Source organism: Pseudomonas sp. FG35, from assembly GCF_057809295.1.
Genome location: NZ_JBMDJR010000005.1, coordinates 140,166 through 156,768 on the forward strand (window position 1 = coordinate 140,166; position 16,603 = coordinate 156,768).

Consider the following 16,603-nt stretch of genomic DNA (forward strand, 5'->3'; position numbering starts at 1 on the left):
CAAATATTTCACGACTTTCGTTATATCGTAACGATATGTGCAGTGAGCCAAGTGTTTTGGGGGGATATGCAAGTCGATCTGGATGAAGGCACGCCGGTCACCGGGTTGCCGCGCTTTCAGCAAGCGGCGACGCAGGGCCGGCGTTTGCGTCGCCTGGCGATCGGTCTGGGTGCGTTGGCCGGGGCAGGGTGGGTGCTGGCGTTTTTTGTCGGACTGTTTGCGCCGCAATCGCTGTGGCCCGCGCTGCTGGTCAATCAGAGCGCGGCGTTGCTGTTGCTGGTGGCTAGCCTGCAATCGGCGTGGTGGGTGACGCAATGGCGGGCGCGGGTGATCAATCCCGTCGTGCCGATGACGGCTGCTGAAGAACCTGCGCCAGAAGGCTGGTACGAGCGACTGTTGGATCGGATGAGCCAGCGCAGTCTGCAACTGCTCGGGCAGATCGGCGCAGCCACGTTGTGGCTGGGCGGGTGGTCGTTGCTGGTGCTGCTGAGCGTCGAACAGACGTGGAATCTGACGCTGCCGGCGGCGGGTGTGGGGGTGTCCGCCACGGTCGGCGCGGCCATCGCGTTGCTCTTGGCGTTCGGTCTGCTGGTGCTGGAGCGACAGCTGGCCCAGGAAAATCCGGCGCAATGGCCCGAGGCCGGAGCGCTGGCGCAGCTGACTCGAGTGGCAATCATCAGTCTGGTGCTGGGCGCGTTGTGTTTGTTGTTCGTCAGTGACAGTGCAATCTGGCCGGTGCGGCTGGCAGTGTTGATTGGCATTTTGCCGGGGCTGGTTGCCCTGGAATTGCTGCTGCGTGCGCTGCTGTCGTTGTTCAGCCCGCGCCGTGAACAACTCGAACCGGTGCTGCTGGCGCGCAGTTTCGTCGCCGATCTGCTGCGCTGGCCGCCACAACCGTTGCTCGCGTTGCAGCATGAGTTGCATAACCGCTTCGGCATCGATCTGCGTCAGATCTGGGCCTTCAGTTACATGCGTCGCGCGTTCTTGCCGGTGTTGGTACTGGTGGCAGCGGTAGGCTGGTTGCTCACCGGCCTTCACGAAATTCCGATGCAAAGCCGTGGCATTTACGAGCGTTTCGGCAAACCGGTGCAGGTGTTCGGGCCGGGGCTGCACGCCGGTTTGCCCTGGCCGCTGGGGCGGGTGCTGAGTGTTGAAAACGGCGTGGTGCATGAACTGGCGACCAGCGTCGGCGAGAACCCGGCGCCCGTGCAGTTGGACCCGGCAGAAGGCCCGGCGCCACTCACCGCCAACCGTTTGTGGGACGCCAGCCACGTCAATGACAAGTCACAGGTGATCGCCAGCAGCCGGGGCGATCAGCAGAGCTTTCAGATCGTCAACATGGATGTGCGCTTCGTCTACCGCATCGGCCTGAGCGATCAAGCCGCGCTGGCCGCCACTTACAACAGCGCCGATGTGCCCACGCTGATCCGCAGCACCGCCAGCCGGATTCTGGTGCATGACTTTGCCTCGCGTACCCTCGACGGATTGCTCGGCGAGGACAGGACCGGGCTCGCCGAAGAAATCGGCCGCGCCGTGCAAAGCGACCTGCAGAAGCTCGACAGCGGTGTGGAAATTCTCGCCACGGTGGTCGAAGCGATTCACCCGCCGGCCGGGGCGGCCAATGCCTATCACAGCGTGCAGGCGGCTCAGATCGGTGCTCAGGCGTTGATCTCCCGCGAGCGCGGTGCCGCTGCCGAAGCGAGTAATCAGGCGCAGTTGCAGGCCAGCCTCGCTCGGGATCAGGCCAGTGCCAACGCCCATGAAATCAACGCCACGGCCCGGGCGGCGGATCTGAAATTCAGCGCTGAACAAAAGGCTTACGCCAGCGCAGGCCAGGCCTTCCTGCTGGAGCAATACCTCAGCCAACTCAGCCAGGGTTTGAGCAAAGCCAAACTTTTGGTACTCGACCATCGTCTGGGCGGCAGCAGTAACGCACCGACCATCGACCTGCGTACGTTCACGCTGCCGGCAGATCCGGCGCGCACCACCGCTCAGCCAGGAGCCAGCCATTGAGCCAGTCGCACACTCACGATCACCATGACCACAGCGGCCACGATCATGCTCATGGCAGCGGTCATCACCATCACGGGCATCATCACCATCACCACGGTGCGCCGGAAGACGCGGGGCCTTTTCCGTGGAAACGCATGGGCTGGGCGGGATTGCTGGTGGCGTTCGCCATCGCGGCGGCGAGCCTGGTGCAAGTGCGCTCCGGTGAAGCCACGGTCATCACCCGGTTCGGCAACCCGTCCCGCGTGTTGCTGGAACCGGGGCTGAGCTGGCGTTGGCCGGCGCCGTTCGAAGCAGCGATTCCGGTGGACCTGCGTTTGCGCACGACCTCCAGCGGCTTGCAGGATGTCGGCACCCGCGACGGTCTGCGCATCATCGTGCAGGCGTACGTGGCCTGGCAGGTGCAGGGCGATCCCGACAACGTGCAGCGCTTCATGCGCGCGGTGCAGAACCAGCCGGACGAAGCGGCGCGGCAGATTCGCACGTTTGTCGGCTCGGCACTGGAAACCACGGCCAGCAGTTTTGATCTGGCCAATCTGGTCAATACCGATGCCAGTCAGGTTCGAATCGCCGATTTTGAAGCGCAGTTGCGTCAGCAAATCGATCAGCAACTGCTCGCGACTTACGGCGTGCGCGTGGTGCAGGTGGGCATCGAACGGCTGACCTTGCCATCGGTGACCCTGACCGCAACGGTCGACCGGATGCGCGCCGAGCGTGAAACCATCGCCACCGAACGCACCGCCATTGGCAAACGTGAAGCAGCGCAAATCCGCTCCGCCGCCGAACGCGATGCGCGCATCGTGCAAGCCGATGCCACGGTGAAAGCCGCCGATATCGAAGCCCAATCGCGAGTGGAAGCGGCGCAGATTTATGGGCGTGCTTACGGCGGTTCGCCGCAGCTGTACAACTTGCTGCGCTCGCTGGACACCCTCGGCACTATCGTTTCGCCAGACACCAAACTGATCCTGCGCACCGACGCCGCGCCATTCCGGGTGTTGGTCGACGGTCCGCCGAATCTCGACAGCAAGAGCGGATTGCAGCCATGAATGAAGTTCCACGTGGAACACATTCGCTGAACAGTCCGTGGATTCAAGCGGGGCGTCTGGCATTCTTTGCCCTTTACGCGGTAACCGTTCTGGCGGCATTAGCTTGGGCATTTTCCAATGTCCGGCAGATCGATCCGCAAAACCGCGCGGTGGTTTTGCATTTCGGAGCGCTGGATCGCATTCAGAATGCCGGCTTGTTGTTGGCCTGGCCGCAGCCGTTCGAACAGGTGGTTTTGTTGCCGGCGGCTGATCGGGTCATCGAGCGGCGGGTGGAAAATCTGCTGCGCAGTGATCAGGCCGTGCAGGCAGATCGCGTTGCAACCTTCGCTACGCCGCTGAGCGATGCGCTGGCCGGCTCCGGTTATCTGCTCACCGGTGATGCCGGTGTCGTGCAGCTGGATGTGCGGGTGTTCTACAAGGTCACCGATCCCTATGACTTCGTACTGCAAGGCGAACATGTGCTGCCGGCGCTGGATCGAGTGGTAACGCGCAGCGCAGTCGCACTGACGGCGGCGCGGGATCTGGACACCATTCTGGTGGCGCGGCCGGAGTTGATCGGCGCTGACAATCAGGCGGCCGAACGCCGCGAACGGTTGCGCGGTGATCTGGTGCAAGGCATCAACCGACGTCTCGCCGAGTTGAAGGCGAGCGGGCAGGGCATCGGCATCGAAGTGGCGCGGGTCGATGTGCAATCGAGTCTGCCGGAACCGGCGGTGAGTGCGTTCAACGCCGTCCTCACTGCCAGCCAGCAAGCCGACAAGGCGGTTGCCAATGCCCGCACCGAGGCCGAGAAACTTACCCAGTCCGCCAACGAACAGGCCGACCGCACCCTGCAAGTCGCCCACGCCCAGGCCGGTGAGCGCCTGGCCAAGGCCTCCGCCGACACGGCGACGGTGTTGAGCCTGGCCAAGGCGCAACAGCAGGGTACGGACCCGCAAATGCTGCTGCGTCTGTACCGTGAGCGGATGCCGAAGATTCTCGGGCAGGCCGGTTCGGTCACCACGGTCGATCCGAAAGACGATTCCCGCCTGATCATTCAGGGAGCCAGTAAATGACTGCCACTACCTCAGCTCCGAGCCTGTTGTCCTCGGCCGAACAACGCCGCGCCGCCCGCCAGTTGACCCTGGCGATGCTCGCCCTCGGCTTGCTTGGTCTGGGGTTGATCTGGCGCTGGTTGATGCCGGAACAGTCGGGCGTCAGTCAGTTGTTGCTCGGATTCGCTTCTTTATTAGTCGCGGTGCCGGTAATGCGTTCGGCCTGGTTCAGCCTGCGTTATCCGAGCCTGCACGGCATCACCGATCAGTTGATCGCCCTGGCGATGATAGGGGCCTGGGCCACGGGCGATCTGCTCACCGCAGCGCTGTTGCCGATCATCATGATCTTCGGCCACGTGCTGGAAGAGCGCAGTGTGATCGGCTCCCAGGAAGCGATTCATGCCCTCGGCCAACTGACGCGCAGCCATGCGCGCAAGGTGCAGGCGGACGGCTCGATCATCGAGGTCGACAACGGCACGCTCAAAGCTGGAGACAAAGTGGAAGTGCGCGCCGGGGATCGGGTGCCGGCGGACGGTCGGGTTTTATCCGGCCAGGCCAGCCTCGACACGGCGTCGATCACCGGTGAATCGGTGCCGGTGGAGGCGGGTGTCGGCATGGCGGTGTTCGGCGGTGCGATCAACCTCGACGGGCTGTTGCGAATCGAAGTGACCCGTACCGGGGATGAATCGACCCTCGGCAAAGTCATCGCGCTGATGCAGAACGCTGAACGCTCCAAACCGCCGATTACGCGTTTGCTCGAACGCTATGCCGGCAGTTACATGGTGCTGGTGTTGTTGCTCGCGGCGGTGACCTGGTTTATCACCAACGATGCACAGGCGATGCTCGCGGTGCTGGTGGCGGCATGCCCATGCGCGCTGGTGTTGTCGGCGCCGGCCACGGCGATTGCCGGGGTGGCAGTGGCGGCGCGGCACGGGATCCTGATCCGCAGTTCGGCATTCCTTGAGGAATTGGCGGATCTCACTTCGCTGGTCGTCGACAAGACCGGAACCCTGACGTACGGCACGCTGCGCTTGCAGTCGATCAACAGCCCGCGAGCGGATCATGGGTCGGTGATGGCGCTGGCTGCAAGCCTGGGTGCGGCGAGCAGCCATCCGGTCAGCCGCGCGCTGGCCGGACTGGTCAGCGCGGAAGAGGTGCTGGTGCTGACCGATATTCATGAGCGGCAGGGGTTGGGCGTAGTGGCCAAGACCGCGCAAGGTGAAGCAGCGCTCGGGCGCCCGGAGCTGTTTGCACAGTTGGGCATCCCGACCACGGCGATCCCCGAACACGATGGCCCGATTGCCGGGTTGGCGCTGAACGGCGAATTCCTTGCCTGGCTGTTGCTGGCCGACACCGTCAAACCGGAAGCTCGATTTGCCCTGAGTGAACTGCGTGACCTCGGATTGGGACGACAACTGCTGTTGACCGGCGACCGGCAAAGCGTCGCGCAGACACTGGCCAAGGATGTAGGCCTGCACGAAGTCGAAGCCCAGGCGTTGCCCGAAGACAAACTCAACCGAGTGCTCAAGGAAATCGACAACGGCTTCCGGCCGATGGTGGTCGGCGACGGGATCAACGATTCGCTGGCGCTCAAGGCGGGCGTGGTCGGAGTGGCGATGGGCGCGGGCGGCGCAGACATCGCGCTGGCGTCCGCCGACATTGTGCTGATTGGCAGTGACCTGCGTCGGCTCGGCACCTGCGTGCGCCTGAGTCGTCAGTGCCGACGGACTTTACAAGTTAACGTAATCATCGGTCTGGGCTGGACGCTGGCCATCGTGGTGTTCGCTGCTTTCGGCTGGCTCGGTGCGGCGGGGGCGATGATCGCCGCATTGCTGCACAACCTGAGCACGCTGTTGGTGCTGGGCAATGCCGGACGCCTGCTGCGTTTTCAGGAACCACTGCTGAAGCTGAAAGTGTCGGACTGATCAATTTTCGAACTGTGCGCCGCTCTCGCAGTCATTTGAGAAGGCGCACTGAACCAGGGATGACAGCGCCATTAAAGCCACTGCGGCTGATAGTCGGCGACTATCAAATCGATAGCCTGCTAATTTTCAAGGATGGTCTACCCTCAGATCAGACGTCTGAAACCAGGGGGATATTCCATGCTCGCGCAACTTCCACCGGCCTTACAGAATCTGCAGCTTCCGCTTCGCCTGCGACTCTGGGACGGCCATGAATTCAATCTGGGCCCGACGCCCAGTGTCACCATCGTGGTCAAGGACCCGTTGATGGTGTCCCAGTTGACTCATCCAAGTCTCGACGCGCTGGGGGCGGCGTTCGTCGAGGGCAAGCTCGAGCTGGAGGGCTCGATCAGCGAAGTCATCCGGGTGTGCGATGAGCTGAGCTCCGCGCTACTCGATGAAGACGATGACAGTCAGCCGGTGCGCACGCTCCACGACAAGGAAACCGACGCCAAAGCCATTTCCTACCATTACGACCTGTCCAACGCGTTCTACCAGCTGTGGCTGGACAGCGACATGGCGTATTCCTGCGCGTATTTCGAAACCGGCAGCGAATCCCTGGAGCAAGCCCAGCAAGCCAAGTTCCGGCACCTGTGCCGCAAGCTGCGCCTGCAGCCCGGCGACTATCTGCTGGACGTTGGTTGCGGTTGGGGCGGGCTGGCGCGGTACGCCGCCCGAGAGTTTGGCGCCAAGGTCTTCGGTATCACCCTGAGCAAAGAGCAACTGGCCCTGGCCCGCGAGCGGGTCAAAGCCGAGGGGCTGGAAGATCAGATCGAACTGCAACTGCTCGACTACCGCGATCTGCCCCAGGACGGGCGTTTCGACAAAGTGGTCAGCGTCGGCATGTTCGAACATGTCGGACACGCCAACCTCGCCGAATACTGCAAAACCCTGTTCGGCGCGGTGAAAGAGGGCGGTCTGGTGATGAACCATGGCATCACCGCCAAGCACACCGATGGCCGCCCGGTGGGACGCGGTGCCGGGGATTTCATCGAGAAGTACGTGTTCCCCAACGGCGAGTTGCCGCATTTGGCGATGATCTCGGCTGAGATCAGCGAAGCGGGTCTGGAGATCGTCGACGTCGAGAGTCTGCGCCTGCATTACGCGCGTACCCTGGACCACTGGAGCGAACGGCTGGAGGACAACCTCGAAGCCGCTGCGAAACTGGTGCCGGATCAGGCGCTGCGCATCTGGCGTCTGTACCTGGCGGGCTGCGCTTATGCGTTCGCTCGCGGCTGGATCAATCTGCACCAGATCCTCGCCGTGAAGGCCCATGCCGACGGCAGCCATGAACTGCCATGGACCCGGGACGACATCTACAACCCTTGAACCTATAGAATCGGTGAAATCAGCCGGGCGATCCGCATGCCGACCTGTTGCAGGCGGTGGATCTCCCGGCTTTCTTCTTTGGCGACCTCGTAGGCCTGGGCGAAGTCGTCGTTGAGCATCTGTTCCACGCTGGCGGCGAATTCGCTGTCGACGGTCAGCAGCATCACCTCGAAATTAAGCCGGAACGAACGATTGTCCAGATTGGCGCTGCCGATGGCGCTGATTTCACTGTCGATCAACACCACCTTCTGATGCAGAAAACCCGGTTCATAGCGGAATACCCGCACGCCGGCGCGTACCGCTTCGAAGGCGTACAGGCTGGAGGCTGCGTAGACGATGCGGTGGTCGGGACGCGAAGGCAGCAACAGGCGCACGTCGACCCCGCGCAAAACTGCGAGGCGCAACGCCGCGAACACGGCTTCGTCAGGAATGAAGTAGGGGCTGGTGATCCACACGCGTTCGGTGGCGGCGTGGATGGCCTCAACGAAGAACAGCGAGCAGGTTTCGTAAGCATCCGCCGGGCCGCTGGCGAGCAATTGGCAAAGCACGCCGTCCTCTGGGTACGCGTCCGGCAGGATCAGCGGCGGCAATGACCGCGCGGCCCAGAACCAGTCTTCGGCAAATGACTCCTGCATGCACGCCACCACCGGGCCGCGCACCTGAACGTGAGTGTCGCGCCACGGTGCCAGCGGTGGCTTTTCACCCATGTATTCGTCGCCTACGTTGTGCCCGCCGACAAACCCGATCAGCCCGTCGACCACCACGATCTTGCGGTGGTTGCGGAAATTCACCTGGAAACGATTGAGCCAGCCGCTGCGGGTGGCGAACGCCTTGACCTCGACACCGCCATCGCGCAGCGCTTGCACGTAGCTGTGGGGCAGGGCGTGGCTGCCGATGCGGTCGTAGAGCAAATGAATCACCACGCCTTCGGCCGCTTTTTTCAGCAGCAGGTCGCGTAGGCGCTGACCAAGACGATCGTCGTGAATGATGAAAAACTGGATCAGCACCGCTTCCCGCGCCTGGTCGATTGCGTGGAAAATCGCCTCGAAGGTGGCGGCACCGTTGATCAGCAATCGCACTTCATTGTTGGCCAGGCACGGCATGCGTCCCAGCTTCGGCATCGCTCGCAATGAGTCGTAAGCATTCGAGGCGCGGGCGGTCAGGGCTTCTTCCACCCACGGCCGCCAGTTGAGTTCGGAAATCGCCTGGCGCATCTGTTCGTTGGCCTGGCGGCGGGCCTTGATGTAGCCATCGAAGGTGCTGCGGCCGAACACCAGATAAGGAATCAGGGTGAGGTAGGGAATGAAGATCAGCGACAGCGCCCAGGCGATCGAGCCTTGGGCGGTGCGGACGGTCAATACGGCATGGATCGCGGCGATCGAGCCGAGGGTGTGTATCAGGGCGATCAGATAACCGAAAATGTGCGGTCCGAAATAATCCATGGGGCAACCTTGCTCCTGAAGATTCAATGCTTAACAGACCATGTTCCATGGCGATTGTCGCTATTTGTTTTCAAGCTGCCAGCGCCGGTCATGAACCGAAACAGACGGCCGGCGTCTAACGGCCACTACTGATCAGGAGTTTTTCAATGAACGTTCGTCTGCTGGGTTTAGCGCTGGGCCTGGGTTTGGCCTTGCCGGTGGTTGCTCAGGCGCAAATGCTGCAGCCGGGATTGTGGGAAATGACGTCGAGCAATGTGAAGGTCGACGATCAGGTGATGGATGTGCAATCGATCCTCGGTCAGATTCAAGGCCAGATCACCCCGCAGCAGCGGGCTGAACTGGAGAAGCAGGGGATCAACATCGGCGGCAAGGGCATCCGCGCCTGCCTGACGCCGCAGCAGGTGGCGACCAACGATATTCCGCTGGCGGATCCGCAGTCGGGCTGCAAACAGCAGATCACCGAGCGTGTCGGCAACCAGTGGAAATTCCGCTTCAGTTGCCCGAAAGCCCAGGGCACCGGCGTCGCGACGTTCCTCAGTGACCGTGAGTTCACCACCGTCGCCAACGGTACTTTCAATGCCATCGGGATCAACCAGAAGGGCAGTCTGGAAACCCGGGCAGTCTGGTTGGGTCAGGATTGCGGCACAGTCAAACCGCGAGCGTAACGTCACTGTCGAAACCGCCTCCACATCGAGTGGAGGCGGTTTTTTTTCAGCGCATGAACCGCAGCGGCAATCCCTGGCAATTGTCATGGATCCGTTGGTCATGCCATGCAATCTGCCCCGACACTATCGTCGTGCTGACCCTATGCCGAAAGCTGCGCTGAGCGAACGGCGTCCAGCCGCATTGCGACAGAACCAGCTGGCGTGAAACCGCGACACCTTTTGGCTCCGGTTGAATCAACACCAGATCCGCCCAATACCCCTCACGCAAATAGCCTCGATCCGGAATGGCAAACAGATCCGCAACCCGGTGACTGATCTTGGCCACCAGCGTGGTGATCGGCAGCACGCCATCCGCCACCAGTTCCAACAACGCCGGCAGAGCGTGCTGCACCAGTGGCAGCCCGGACGGTGCCTGCTCATACGCTTGCTGTTTTTCTGCCCAGGTATGCGGTGCGTGATCGCTGCCGATCACGTCCAGTCGATTGCTCAGCAGTGCCTGGCGCAGAGCGTCACGATCGCTCTGGGATTTGATCGCCGGGTTGCATTTGATCAGGTTGCCGAGGTTCGGATAGTCACGGTCATCGAACAGTAAATGGTGCAGGCAGACTTCGGCGGTGATGCGTTTTTGCGTCAGCGGTTTATCTTCGAACAGGGCCAGCTCGCGGGCCGTGGTCAGGTGCAGGACGTGCAGGCGAGTGCCGTGACGTCGGGCCAGATCCACCGCCAGAGACGATGAACGAAAGCAGCTGTCGGCATTGCGGATCTGCGCGTGGGCATCGGGCGGCAGTTGGTTGCCGAAGCGTTCGCGCAGGTTTGTGGCATTCGCCTCGATGCTCGGTGTGTGTTCACAGTGGGCCAGCAGAATCGTCGGCACTTCAGCGAACAGGCGCTCGAGGGTGTGCGGGTCGTCCACCAGCATGTTGCCGGTGGACGCGCCCATGAACACTTTGACCCCGGCCACTTCGCTCGGGTTGAGTGCTGCGACCGTGTCCAGATTGTCGTGACTGACGCCAAAGTGAAAACCGTAGTTGGCCACCGAGCTGATCGCTGCCCGGCGCTTTTTGTCGGCCAGCGCGTCAAGGGTCAGGGTGGCAGGGTTGGTGTTCGGCATGTCCATGAAACTGGTGATGCCCCCGGCCACGGCTGCACGGGATTCGGTGTGGATACTGCCCTTGGCCGGCGCACCCGGCTCACGGAAATGCACCTGGTCGTCAATCATTCCCGGCAGCAGCCATTGGCCGTTGGCGTCGATTTCCCGGGTCGCGTTTTCACCTTCGATGCTGCCGGCGATCTTGACGATGCGCCCGTTGCTGACCAACAGATCGGCGTCGAACTCACGCCCCTCGTTCACCAGCCGCGCATTGCGAATCAGCACACTGCTCATGATTCAGAACTCGTTCTGCAGGGCTTTGTAGCCGCGCACCAGGTCGACGTTGGTGCGCGCCACGTCTTCGGAAAACTCCGAAGCGCTGACGCTCACTGGCGGGAATTGTGAGAGGTCGGTGCCCGGGCCGATGCGGGTGGTGGAGGGCACGTAGAACGCGTCCGGCAGATCCCGACCGTCGACCACCGAGTTGTGGCGCACTACGCAACCGTTGCCGACCACGCAGTTGAACAGAACGCTGTTGAAACCGATGAACACCCGGTCGCCGACCGTGCACGGGCCATGCACGATCGAGCGGTGGGCGATCGAGCTGAATTCGCCGATGGTCACCGCCGCGCCGGATTTGGAGTGGATCACCACGCCGTCCTGGATGTTCGAATTGGCGCCGATGGTGATCGGTTCCATCTCGCCCGTGGCGTCCACTTCATCAGCGCGGATCACCGCGTACGGGCCGACGAACACGTTTTCGCCGATCACCACTTTGCCGCAGATGATCGCGGTTTTATCGACGTAGGCAGACTCGGCAATCTGTGGCAAATCACCGGAAGGATTTTTACGGATCATGGTTGGCTCAGGGCTTGGTAAAGGGTGTTGAGGTTGTATTCGAACAGCCCGGTGAAGGTGCTGGCCGGGCCGCTGGCGGCGAGGGCGTCGGAGTACAGCGTGCCGCCGATGTGTGCGCCGCTTTCGTCGGCAATCTGTTTCAGCAGGCGCGCGTCCTTGATGTTTTCCATGAACACCGCTTTGACCTTGGCCTGGCGAATCTGGGTGATCAGCGCGGCGACTTCGGCAGCGGAGGGTTCGCGTTCGGTGGACAGACCTTGTGGCGCCATGAAGTCGATGCCGTAGGCCTGACCGAGATAACCGAAGGCGTCGTGGCTGGTAACGATCTTGCGGTTGCCCGGCGGCAGTGAACCGAGCTTGGCTTTCGCTTGGGCGAGGAGGGCGTAGATCTGTTTCAGGTAAGCCTGGCTGTTGCGCTCGTAGTCAGCTTTGTTGGCCGGGTCAGCAGCGATCAGCGCTTTGGTGATGTTGGCGACGTACAGCTCGGCATTCGCCAGGTTGTGCCACGCGTGAGGGTCGGGGACGGTTTCGCCGTCCTCATCCAGCGAGCGCGGAATCACGCCGCGACTGGCGCTGATCACCGGGGCTCTGGTGTCGGTGCTGGCGACCAGCCGATCCAGCCAGGGCTCGAAACCCAGCCCGTTCTTTACGATCAGTTTCGCCTTGAGCAGGGCCTTGGCGTCATCCGGCGTCGGTTCGTAAGTGTGGGCATCGGCGTCAGGGCCGACCATGTTGGTGATCTGGATATGCTCGCCGCCGACCTGATGCACCATGTCGGCAAGGATACTGAAACTGGTGACCACCGGCAGTTTTTCCGCCGCCGATAACGACATCGACAGCATCAGGCTGAACAGCACGAGTAGAGCGCGCATCGGGAAACACCTCATTGGGATGTGAGCAAAGGCGGGCGGCGCAACAGACCGTGAACCGGTCCGAACACCACGGACAACAAGTAGCCGGCACCGGCGACCAGCACGATGGCCGGGCCACTGGGCAGCGAGTAGTAGAACGACAGCAACAGTCCAAGCCATACCGAGGCGCAACCGATGAGCGCGGCGATGGCGATCAGGATCGGCAGGCGTCGGCTCCAGAAGCGAGACGCGGCGGCGGGCAGCATCATCAGGCCGACCACCATCAAGGCACCGATCGCCTGGAAACCGATTACCAGATTGAGCACCACCAGCGTCAGGAACACGCCATGGGCGACGGGGCCGAGTCGGCTGACCGTGCGCAGGAAAAACGGATCGAGCGTGTCGAGCAGCAACGGTTTATAGATCAGCGCCATGGCCATCAGGCTGAGCGCCGATACCCACAACATGCCGTGGAGGGTCGCGCCGTCCACCGCCAGTGCGGAGCCGAACAGCAGGTGCAGCAAATCGAGTCGCTTGCCGGCGATCCCCAGAATCAGCACACCGCTGGCCAACGAGATGGGATAGATCGCGGCGAGGCTGGCGTCTTCGCGCAGGCCGGTGCGTCGGGTAATCCACGCGGCGAGTCCGGCCATGCTCAGACCGGCACCGAGTCCGCCGAGGGTCAGCGCCGGCAGACTCAACCCGGCGAACCAGAACCCCAACGCGGCGCCGGGGAGGATGCCGTGGGCGACGGCGTCGCCGATCAGGCTCATCCGGCGCAGGATCAGAAACACGCCCAGTGGTGCCGTGCTGCACGCCAATACCAGACCGCCGAGCAGGGCGCGACGCATGAAGACGAACTCGTGGAACGGTTGCCATAAATGGCTCAGCGTGAGCATCAGGCCACCTGCGTGTGAGGCGTTTGCTGGATGAGATTGATGCTGCTGCCGTATGCGCAGCCGCTCGGTTTGATCAGCAAGGTCTGTGGAATGTGTTGGCGCACGGCGGCGAGGTCATGGCAAACCACGACCAGGGTTCGTCCTTGTTCATGCCAGGCGTGCAGGTGTTGCCACAACAATGTCTGACCCAGTTCGTCGAGCGCGGCGTGGGGTTCGTCGAGCAGCAGCAACGGTGTGTCGGCCAGACTCAATCGGGCGAGTAGGGCGCGTTGCAGTTCCCCGCCGGAGAGGGCCATCAGGGGACGATGTTCCAGTCCGCTCAGGTGCCAGTCTTCCAGTGCGGATTCGAGACGTTGGGCTCTCAGTTGCGACGACAGTCGGCGTCCCCAGAAACCGGCTGCCACCAACTCTTGAAGACTGATCGGGAACTGTCGATCCAGATGCTGTTGCTGAGGCAGGAAGGACAAACCGCTTTGGCGTGGGACACCCAACTCGACCTTGCCGGCCAACGGTCGCTGCAAACCTGCGATGACTTTGAGCAGGCTGCTTTTGCCACTGCCGTTGATGCCGATGATTGCCGTCATGCTGCCGCTTTCCAGCCTTAGGCTGAGCGGTGCAGTGAGCGGTTGGCCGGGTATTCCCCAGCTCAGGTTGTGGCAGCGAATCATGGCTGCTCCCGGCGCCAATGACTCTCGGCGACGGCGTCGTGAGCATGAAGGCTTTCGGCGTGGATGACTCGTACGTGAAACTCGCTGATACCAGGTGAACGACGCAGGGCCAGATTCAGGCGTCGAGCAGCGTCTTCGCAGAACATCAGGTTCTGGCCGTTGGCGAGGGCGAAGGCCTGTTCGTCGGCGCGTTTCACAGCGGTTTGCACGGCGGTGCCGAGGGCTGCTTCGGCGTCGTTGATGATGGACGTCAGCGGTAGTTCGTCGACGAATTCGTCCAGATGCAGATGCAACTGGGCGGTACTGCGTTGGCTGTGAGGTGTGGCCACGATGCCTTGGGTCGAACCCAACCACGCCAACACGTCGGCGTGCTGCAGCGGTTTGTTGGCAAAGTCGTCGATGAATTGTTGCTGGATCAGTTGCCTCGCCAACGCTGCAGAACACGGGCAAGTCGACGAGTAAGCCACCTCCATTTTCAGTTCCACGTGGAACATTTTGCTTTTCAGGTGGGCTGAAACAGTGACGGGGTAGGTTTTCCATCCTGCCAAAGGGCTGACCAACGCGGGCCTTCTGAGGAGCAAATCAATATGGATATTAAGATAGGCGGCTTCGGACAGATCTTCGTGGCTGTCGAGAAAGCGCTGCAAAACTTGTCGTAAAAGGGCAGGAGAAAGGTTCTGCTGCTCCATCGCTTCCAGCCCCAGATAGAGCCGCGACATGTGAATGCCGCGTGCGTCTCCATCATCCAGGCTGACGCCTGCATCCGCTTTGGCAGCCAAGCGTTGGCCTTCGATAAACACAGGTAATGCGATGCCGCACATCCCCACCCATTCGAGAGGCAGGGCCTGGCGGGCGGCTTGAGCCGCGACATCCGGCAAAGTCAGCGTGTTCATGAGCAGTTCCATCATGGTAATTGAATTTGATGTTACATTATAACAATTCAAACCACGATGCCTTTTTCATGAACAGGCTTTCATATGCACAGACGCCACTTGCTCAACCTGATGCTGGCCAGCGCGGCCTTTGTTTTGCCTTTTTCGGTGTCCGCCACGCAGATACGCAATGCGCGTCTTTGGCGTTCGGATGACAAGCTTCGGCTGGTGTTCGATCTGAGTGGTTCCGTGAGCTACAAGACGTTTACCTTGAGTGCACCAGAGCGGTTGATCATCGATTTGAACGGCGCCAGCCTGATTGGGGACTTCAGCCAATTGACGTTATCCGGCACCCCTATTCATTCGATCCGCTCCGGCCATTTTGGCCAAGGGAACACACGGATCGTGCTGGATTTAAGCAGTCCGGTTCAGCTCAATTCATTCTTGTTGGCGCCTCAGGATGGGCAAGGACATCGCCTGGTTTTGGACTTGATGAGCGCATCAGCAGGAGTCCCGGCGAGCGTTCCACGTGAAACACTCCAGGAAAAATCTCACCCCAAGCGCGACATCATGGTGGTGGTCGACCCAGGTCATGGCGGGAAAGATCCGGGTGCAATCGGCGCCAAAGGCGAGCGAGAAAAGGATGTGGTGCTGTCCATCGCGCAACTGCTCGCACGTCGGCTTAAACGTGAGAAAGGCTTTGATGTGAAGCTGGTTCGTAACGAAGATTTCTTCGTCCCGTTACGCAAGCGTGTGGAAATCGCGCGTCAGCACAAGGCTGACATGTTCATCTCGGTGCACGCCGATGCTGCGCCGCGTCTGACCGCTTCCGGGGCGTCGGTGTATTGCCTGTCGGAAGGCGGCGCGACGTCCGCCACCGCGCGGTTCATGGCGCAGCGTGAGAACGGTGTGGATCTGCTCGGTGCAACCAGCCTGCTCAATTTCAAAGACAAGGATCCGATGCTCGCTGGCGTGATCCTCGACATGTCGATGAACGCAACCATCGCCGCCAGCTTGCAACTCGGAAACACAGTGCTGGGCAGCCTGGCTGGCATCACCACGCTGCACCAAAAGCGCGTGGAACAGGCTGGATTTGCCGTTCTGAAATCGCCGGATGTGCCGTCAATCTTGGTGGAAACCGGGTTCATTTCCAACGCACGGGACAGTCAGCGTCTGGGGACGGCGCGTCATCAGCAAGCCGTGGCAGACGGTTTGTTTGAGGGGTTGCAGCGTTATTTCCAGAAGAATCCACCTGTCGACAGCTATATGGCATGGCAACAAGAGCAGGAAGGATCGCCGGTTTAGCAGCCAGTGATCCGGCTGCAGGTGAACTTTGCACTGCTGCCGCCTGAGCTGGAGAACCGATTGATCGTCGTCCAGCCCACGCGGCGGTTGTAGCCAACCCAGGCTTCACCATCGGAAGCGATGCCGGTGAAAAAGGTCAGTTGCCCGTAGCGGCTGTTGGTTTGCGCCCAATAGCGGTTTCCCGCTTTCTCGAATCCGCGCAGGTAAATCGTGCTGCCGACGGTGTTGACGCTATAAGCGTTGCCGTTGCCATCAATGCACGCCAACAGGTTTGCGCTGCGCGTGCAATTGGCGAGTCCCGGCACTTGTGCTTCGGCTTTCAGCGTCAGTAATGCCAGGCAGATAAACGAGTATTTCAGCGCGGTTTTCATGATGTGACTCGGCGATGAATTGATTGCAGCTTCCAGCCCTTTGTCACTTTGAGCAAGAAGAGAGTGGATTGATTTTGTTGTTATACTATAACATTAGTCGGACAAGGCTTTCCGTGGCTTCCATTTCAAGCGTCCGTTTCCCTGGTGACCCCATCGAAGCCCAAGAACGCTCGCCTCGAGAGCCTCCAGCGCTGTTTAGCGA

General features: G+C 61.3%; 15 protein-coding genes. 7 read left to right on the plus strand and 8 right to left on the minus strand.

All coding sequences use genetic code 11. From position 1 onward, the window contains the following. Positions 1 to 66 precede the first annotated feature (66 nt). The 5 genes from hflK (ACODTD_RS11975) (at position 67) to cfaB (ending at position 7,380) form a co-directional block, all read left to right on the plus strand. Positions 67 to 2,013: a protease modulator HflK gene (gene hflK, locus ACODTD_RS11975; RefSeq protein ID WP_489104916.1), complete on the plus strand. Its 1,947-nt coding sequence runs from the start codon at positions 67 to 69 to the stop codon at positions 2,011 to 2,013. Next, a complete protein-coding gene (gene hflC, locus ACODTD_RS11980) occupies positions 2,010 to 3,056 on the plus strand; it encodes a protease modulator HflC (RefSeq protein ID WP_011336661.1) in 1,047 nt (348 codons plus the stop codon). The genes hflK (ACODTD_RS11975) and hflC overlap by 4 nt, the downstream gene beginning before the upstream one ends. Continuing rightward, positions 3,053 to 4,111: a protease modulator HflK gene (gene hflK / locus ACODTD_RS11985; protein WP_011336660.1), complete on the plus strand. Its 1,059-nt coding sequence runs from the start codon at positions 3,053 to 3,055 to the stop codon at positions 4,109 to 4,111. The genes hflC and hflK (ACODTD_RS11985) overlap by 4 nt, the downstream gene beginning before the upstream one ends. Then, on the plus strand, positions 4,108 to 6,015 hold the full coding sequence (locus ACODTD_RS11990) for a heavy metal translocating P-type ATPase (protein ID WP_011336659.1): 1,908 nt from the start codon (positions 4,108 to 4,110) through the stop codon (positions 6,013 to 6,015). Before hflK (ACODTD_RS11985) ends, ACODTD_RS11990 begins: the two co-directional genes overlap by 4 nt. 177 nt (positions 6,016 to 6,192) lie before the next feature. Then, complete coding sequence (gene cfaB / locus ACODTD_RS11995) at positions 6,193 to 7,380, plus strand: C17 cyclopropane fatty acid synthase CfaB (RefSeq protein ID WP_011336658.1); 1,188 nt, start codon at positions 6,193 to 6,195, stop codon at positions 7,378 to 7,380. Between the two features lie 2 nt (positions 7,381 to 7,382). On the opposite strand, the gene cls is transcribed toward cfaB, so the two are convergent. After that, positions 7,383 to 8,822: a cardiolipin synthase gene (cls, locus tag ACODTD_RS12000; protein WP_011336657.1), complete on the minus strand. Its 1,440-nt coding sequence runs from the start codon at positions 8,820 to 8,822 to the stop codon at positions 7,383 to 7,385. Between the two features lie 146 nt (positions 8,823 to 8,968). Between cls and ACODTD_RS12005 the strand changes: the two genes are divergently transcribed. Then, complete coding sequence (locus ACODTD_RS12005; RefSeq protein WP_007954220.1) at positions 8,969 to 9,487, plus strand: DUF3617 domain-containing protein; 519 nt, start codon at positions 8,969 to 8,971, stop codon at positions 9,485 to 9,487. Between the two features lie 46 nt (positions 9,488 to 9,533). On the opposite strand, the gene ACODTD_RS12010 is transcribed toward ACODTD_RS12005, so the two are convergent. The 6 genes from ACODTD_RS12010 to folE2 are packed head-to-tail and all read right to left on the minus strand — an operon-like array spanning position 9,534 to position 14,746. Then, positions 9,534 to 10,871, minus strand: a complete 1,338-nt coding sequence (locus ACODTD_RS12010; RefSeq protein WP_201819731.1) for a dihydroorotase — start codon at positions 10,869 to 10,871, stop codon at positions 9,534 to 9,536. Between the two features lie 3 nt (positions 10,872 to 10,874). Then, positions 10,875 to 11,435 carry a gamma carbonic anhydrase family protein gene (locus ACODTD_RS12015; protein ID WP_011336655.1) on the minus strand — a complete coding sequence of 187 codons (561 nt, stop codon included), beginning with the start codon at positions 11,433 to 11,435 and terminating at the stop codon, positions 10,875 to 10,877. Continuing rightward, entirely contained in the window at positions 11,432 to 12,307 is an 876-nt protein-coding gene (locus ACODTD_RS12020) for a metal ABC transporter substrate-binding protein (RefSeq protein WP_201819733.1), read from the minus strand. Before ACODTD_RS12020 ends, ACODTD_RS12015 begins: the two co-directional genes overlap by 4 nt. Positions 12,308 to 12,318: 11 nt before the next feature. After that, positions 12,319 to 13,185: a metal ABC transporter permease gene (locus tag ACODTD_RS12025; protein ID WP_201819735.1), complete on the minus strand. Its 867-nt coding sequence runs from the start codon at positions 13,183 to 13,185 to the stop codon at positions 12,319 to 12,321. Further along, positions 13,185 to 13,853 (minus strand): metal ABC transporter ATP-binding protein, encoded by a 669-nt coding sequence (locus ACODTD_RS12030; protein ID WP_011336652.1) that lies wholly within the window; start codon positions 13,851 to 13,853, stop codon positions 13,185 to 13,187. Before ACODTD_RS12030 ends, ACODTD_RS12025 begins: the two co-directional genes overlap by 1 nt. Beyond that, positions 13,850 to 14,746, minus strand: coding sequence for a GTP cyclohydrolase FolE2 (folE2, locus tag ACODTD_RS12035; protein WP_489104881.1), 897 nt, complete (start codon positions 14,744 to 14,746; stop codon positions 13,850 to 13,852). The genes ACODTD_RS12030 and folE2 overlap by 4 nt, the downstream gene beginning before the upstream one ends. An 84-nt stretch (positions 14,747 to 14,830) precedes the next feature. On the opposite strand from folE2, the gene ACODTD_RS12040 reads away from it, so the two are divergent. Then, complete coding sequence (locus ACODTD_RS12040; protein WP_201819739.1) at positions 14,831 to 16,030, plus strand: N-acetylmuramoyl-L-alanine amidase; 1,200 nt, start codon at positions 14,831 to 14,833, stop codon at positions 16,028 to 16,030. On the opposite strand, the gene ACODTD_RS12045 is transcribed toward ACODTD_RS12040, so the two are convergent. Then, positions 16,027 to 16,401 carry a hypothetical protein gene (locus tag ACODTD_RS12045; protein WP_011336649.1) on the minus strand — a complete coding sequence of 125 codons (375 nt, stop codon included), beginning with the start codon at positions 16,399 to 16,401 and terminating at the stop codon, positions 16,027 to 16,029. The genes ACODTD_RS12040 and ACODTD_RS12045 overlap by 4 nt on opposite strands. Between the last annotated feature and the right edge of the window lie 202 nt (positions 16,402 to 16,603).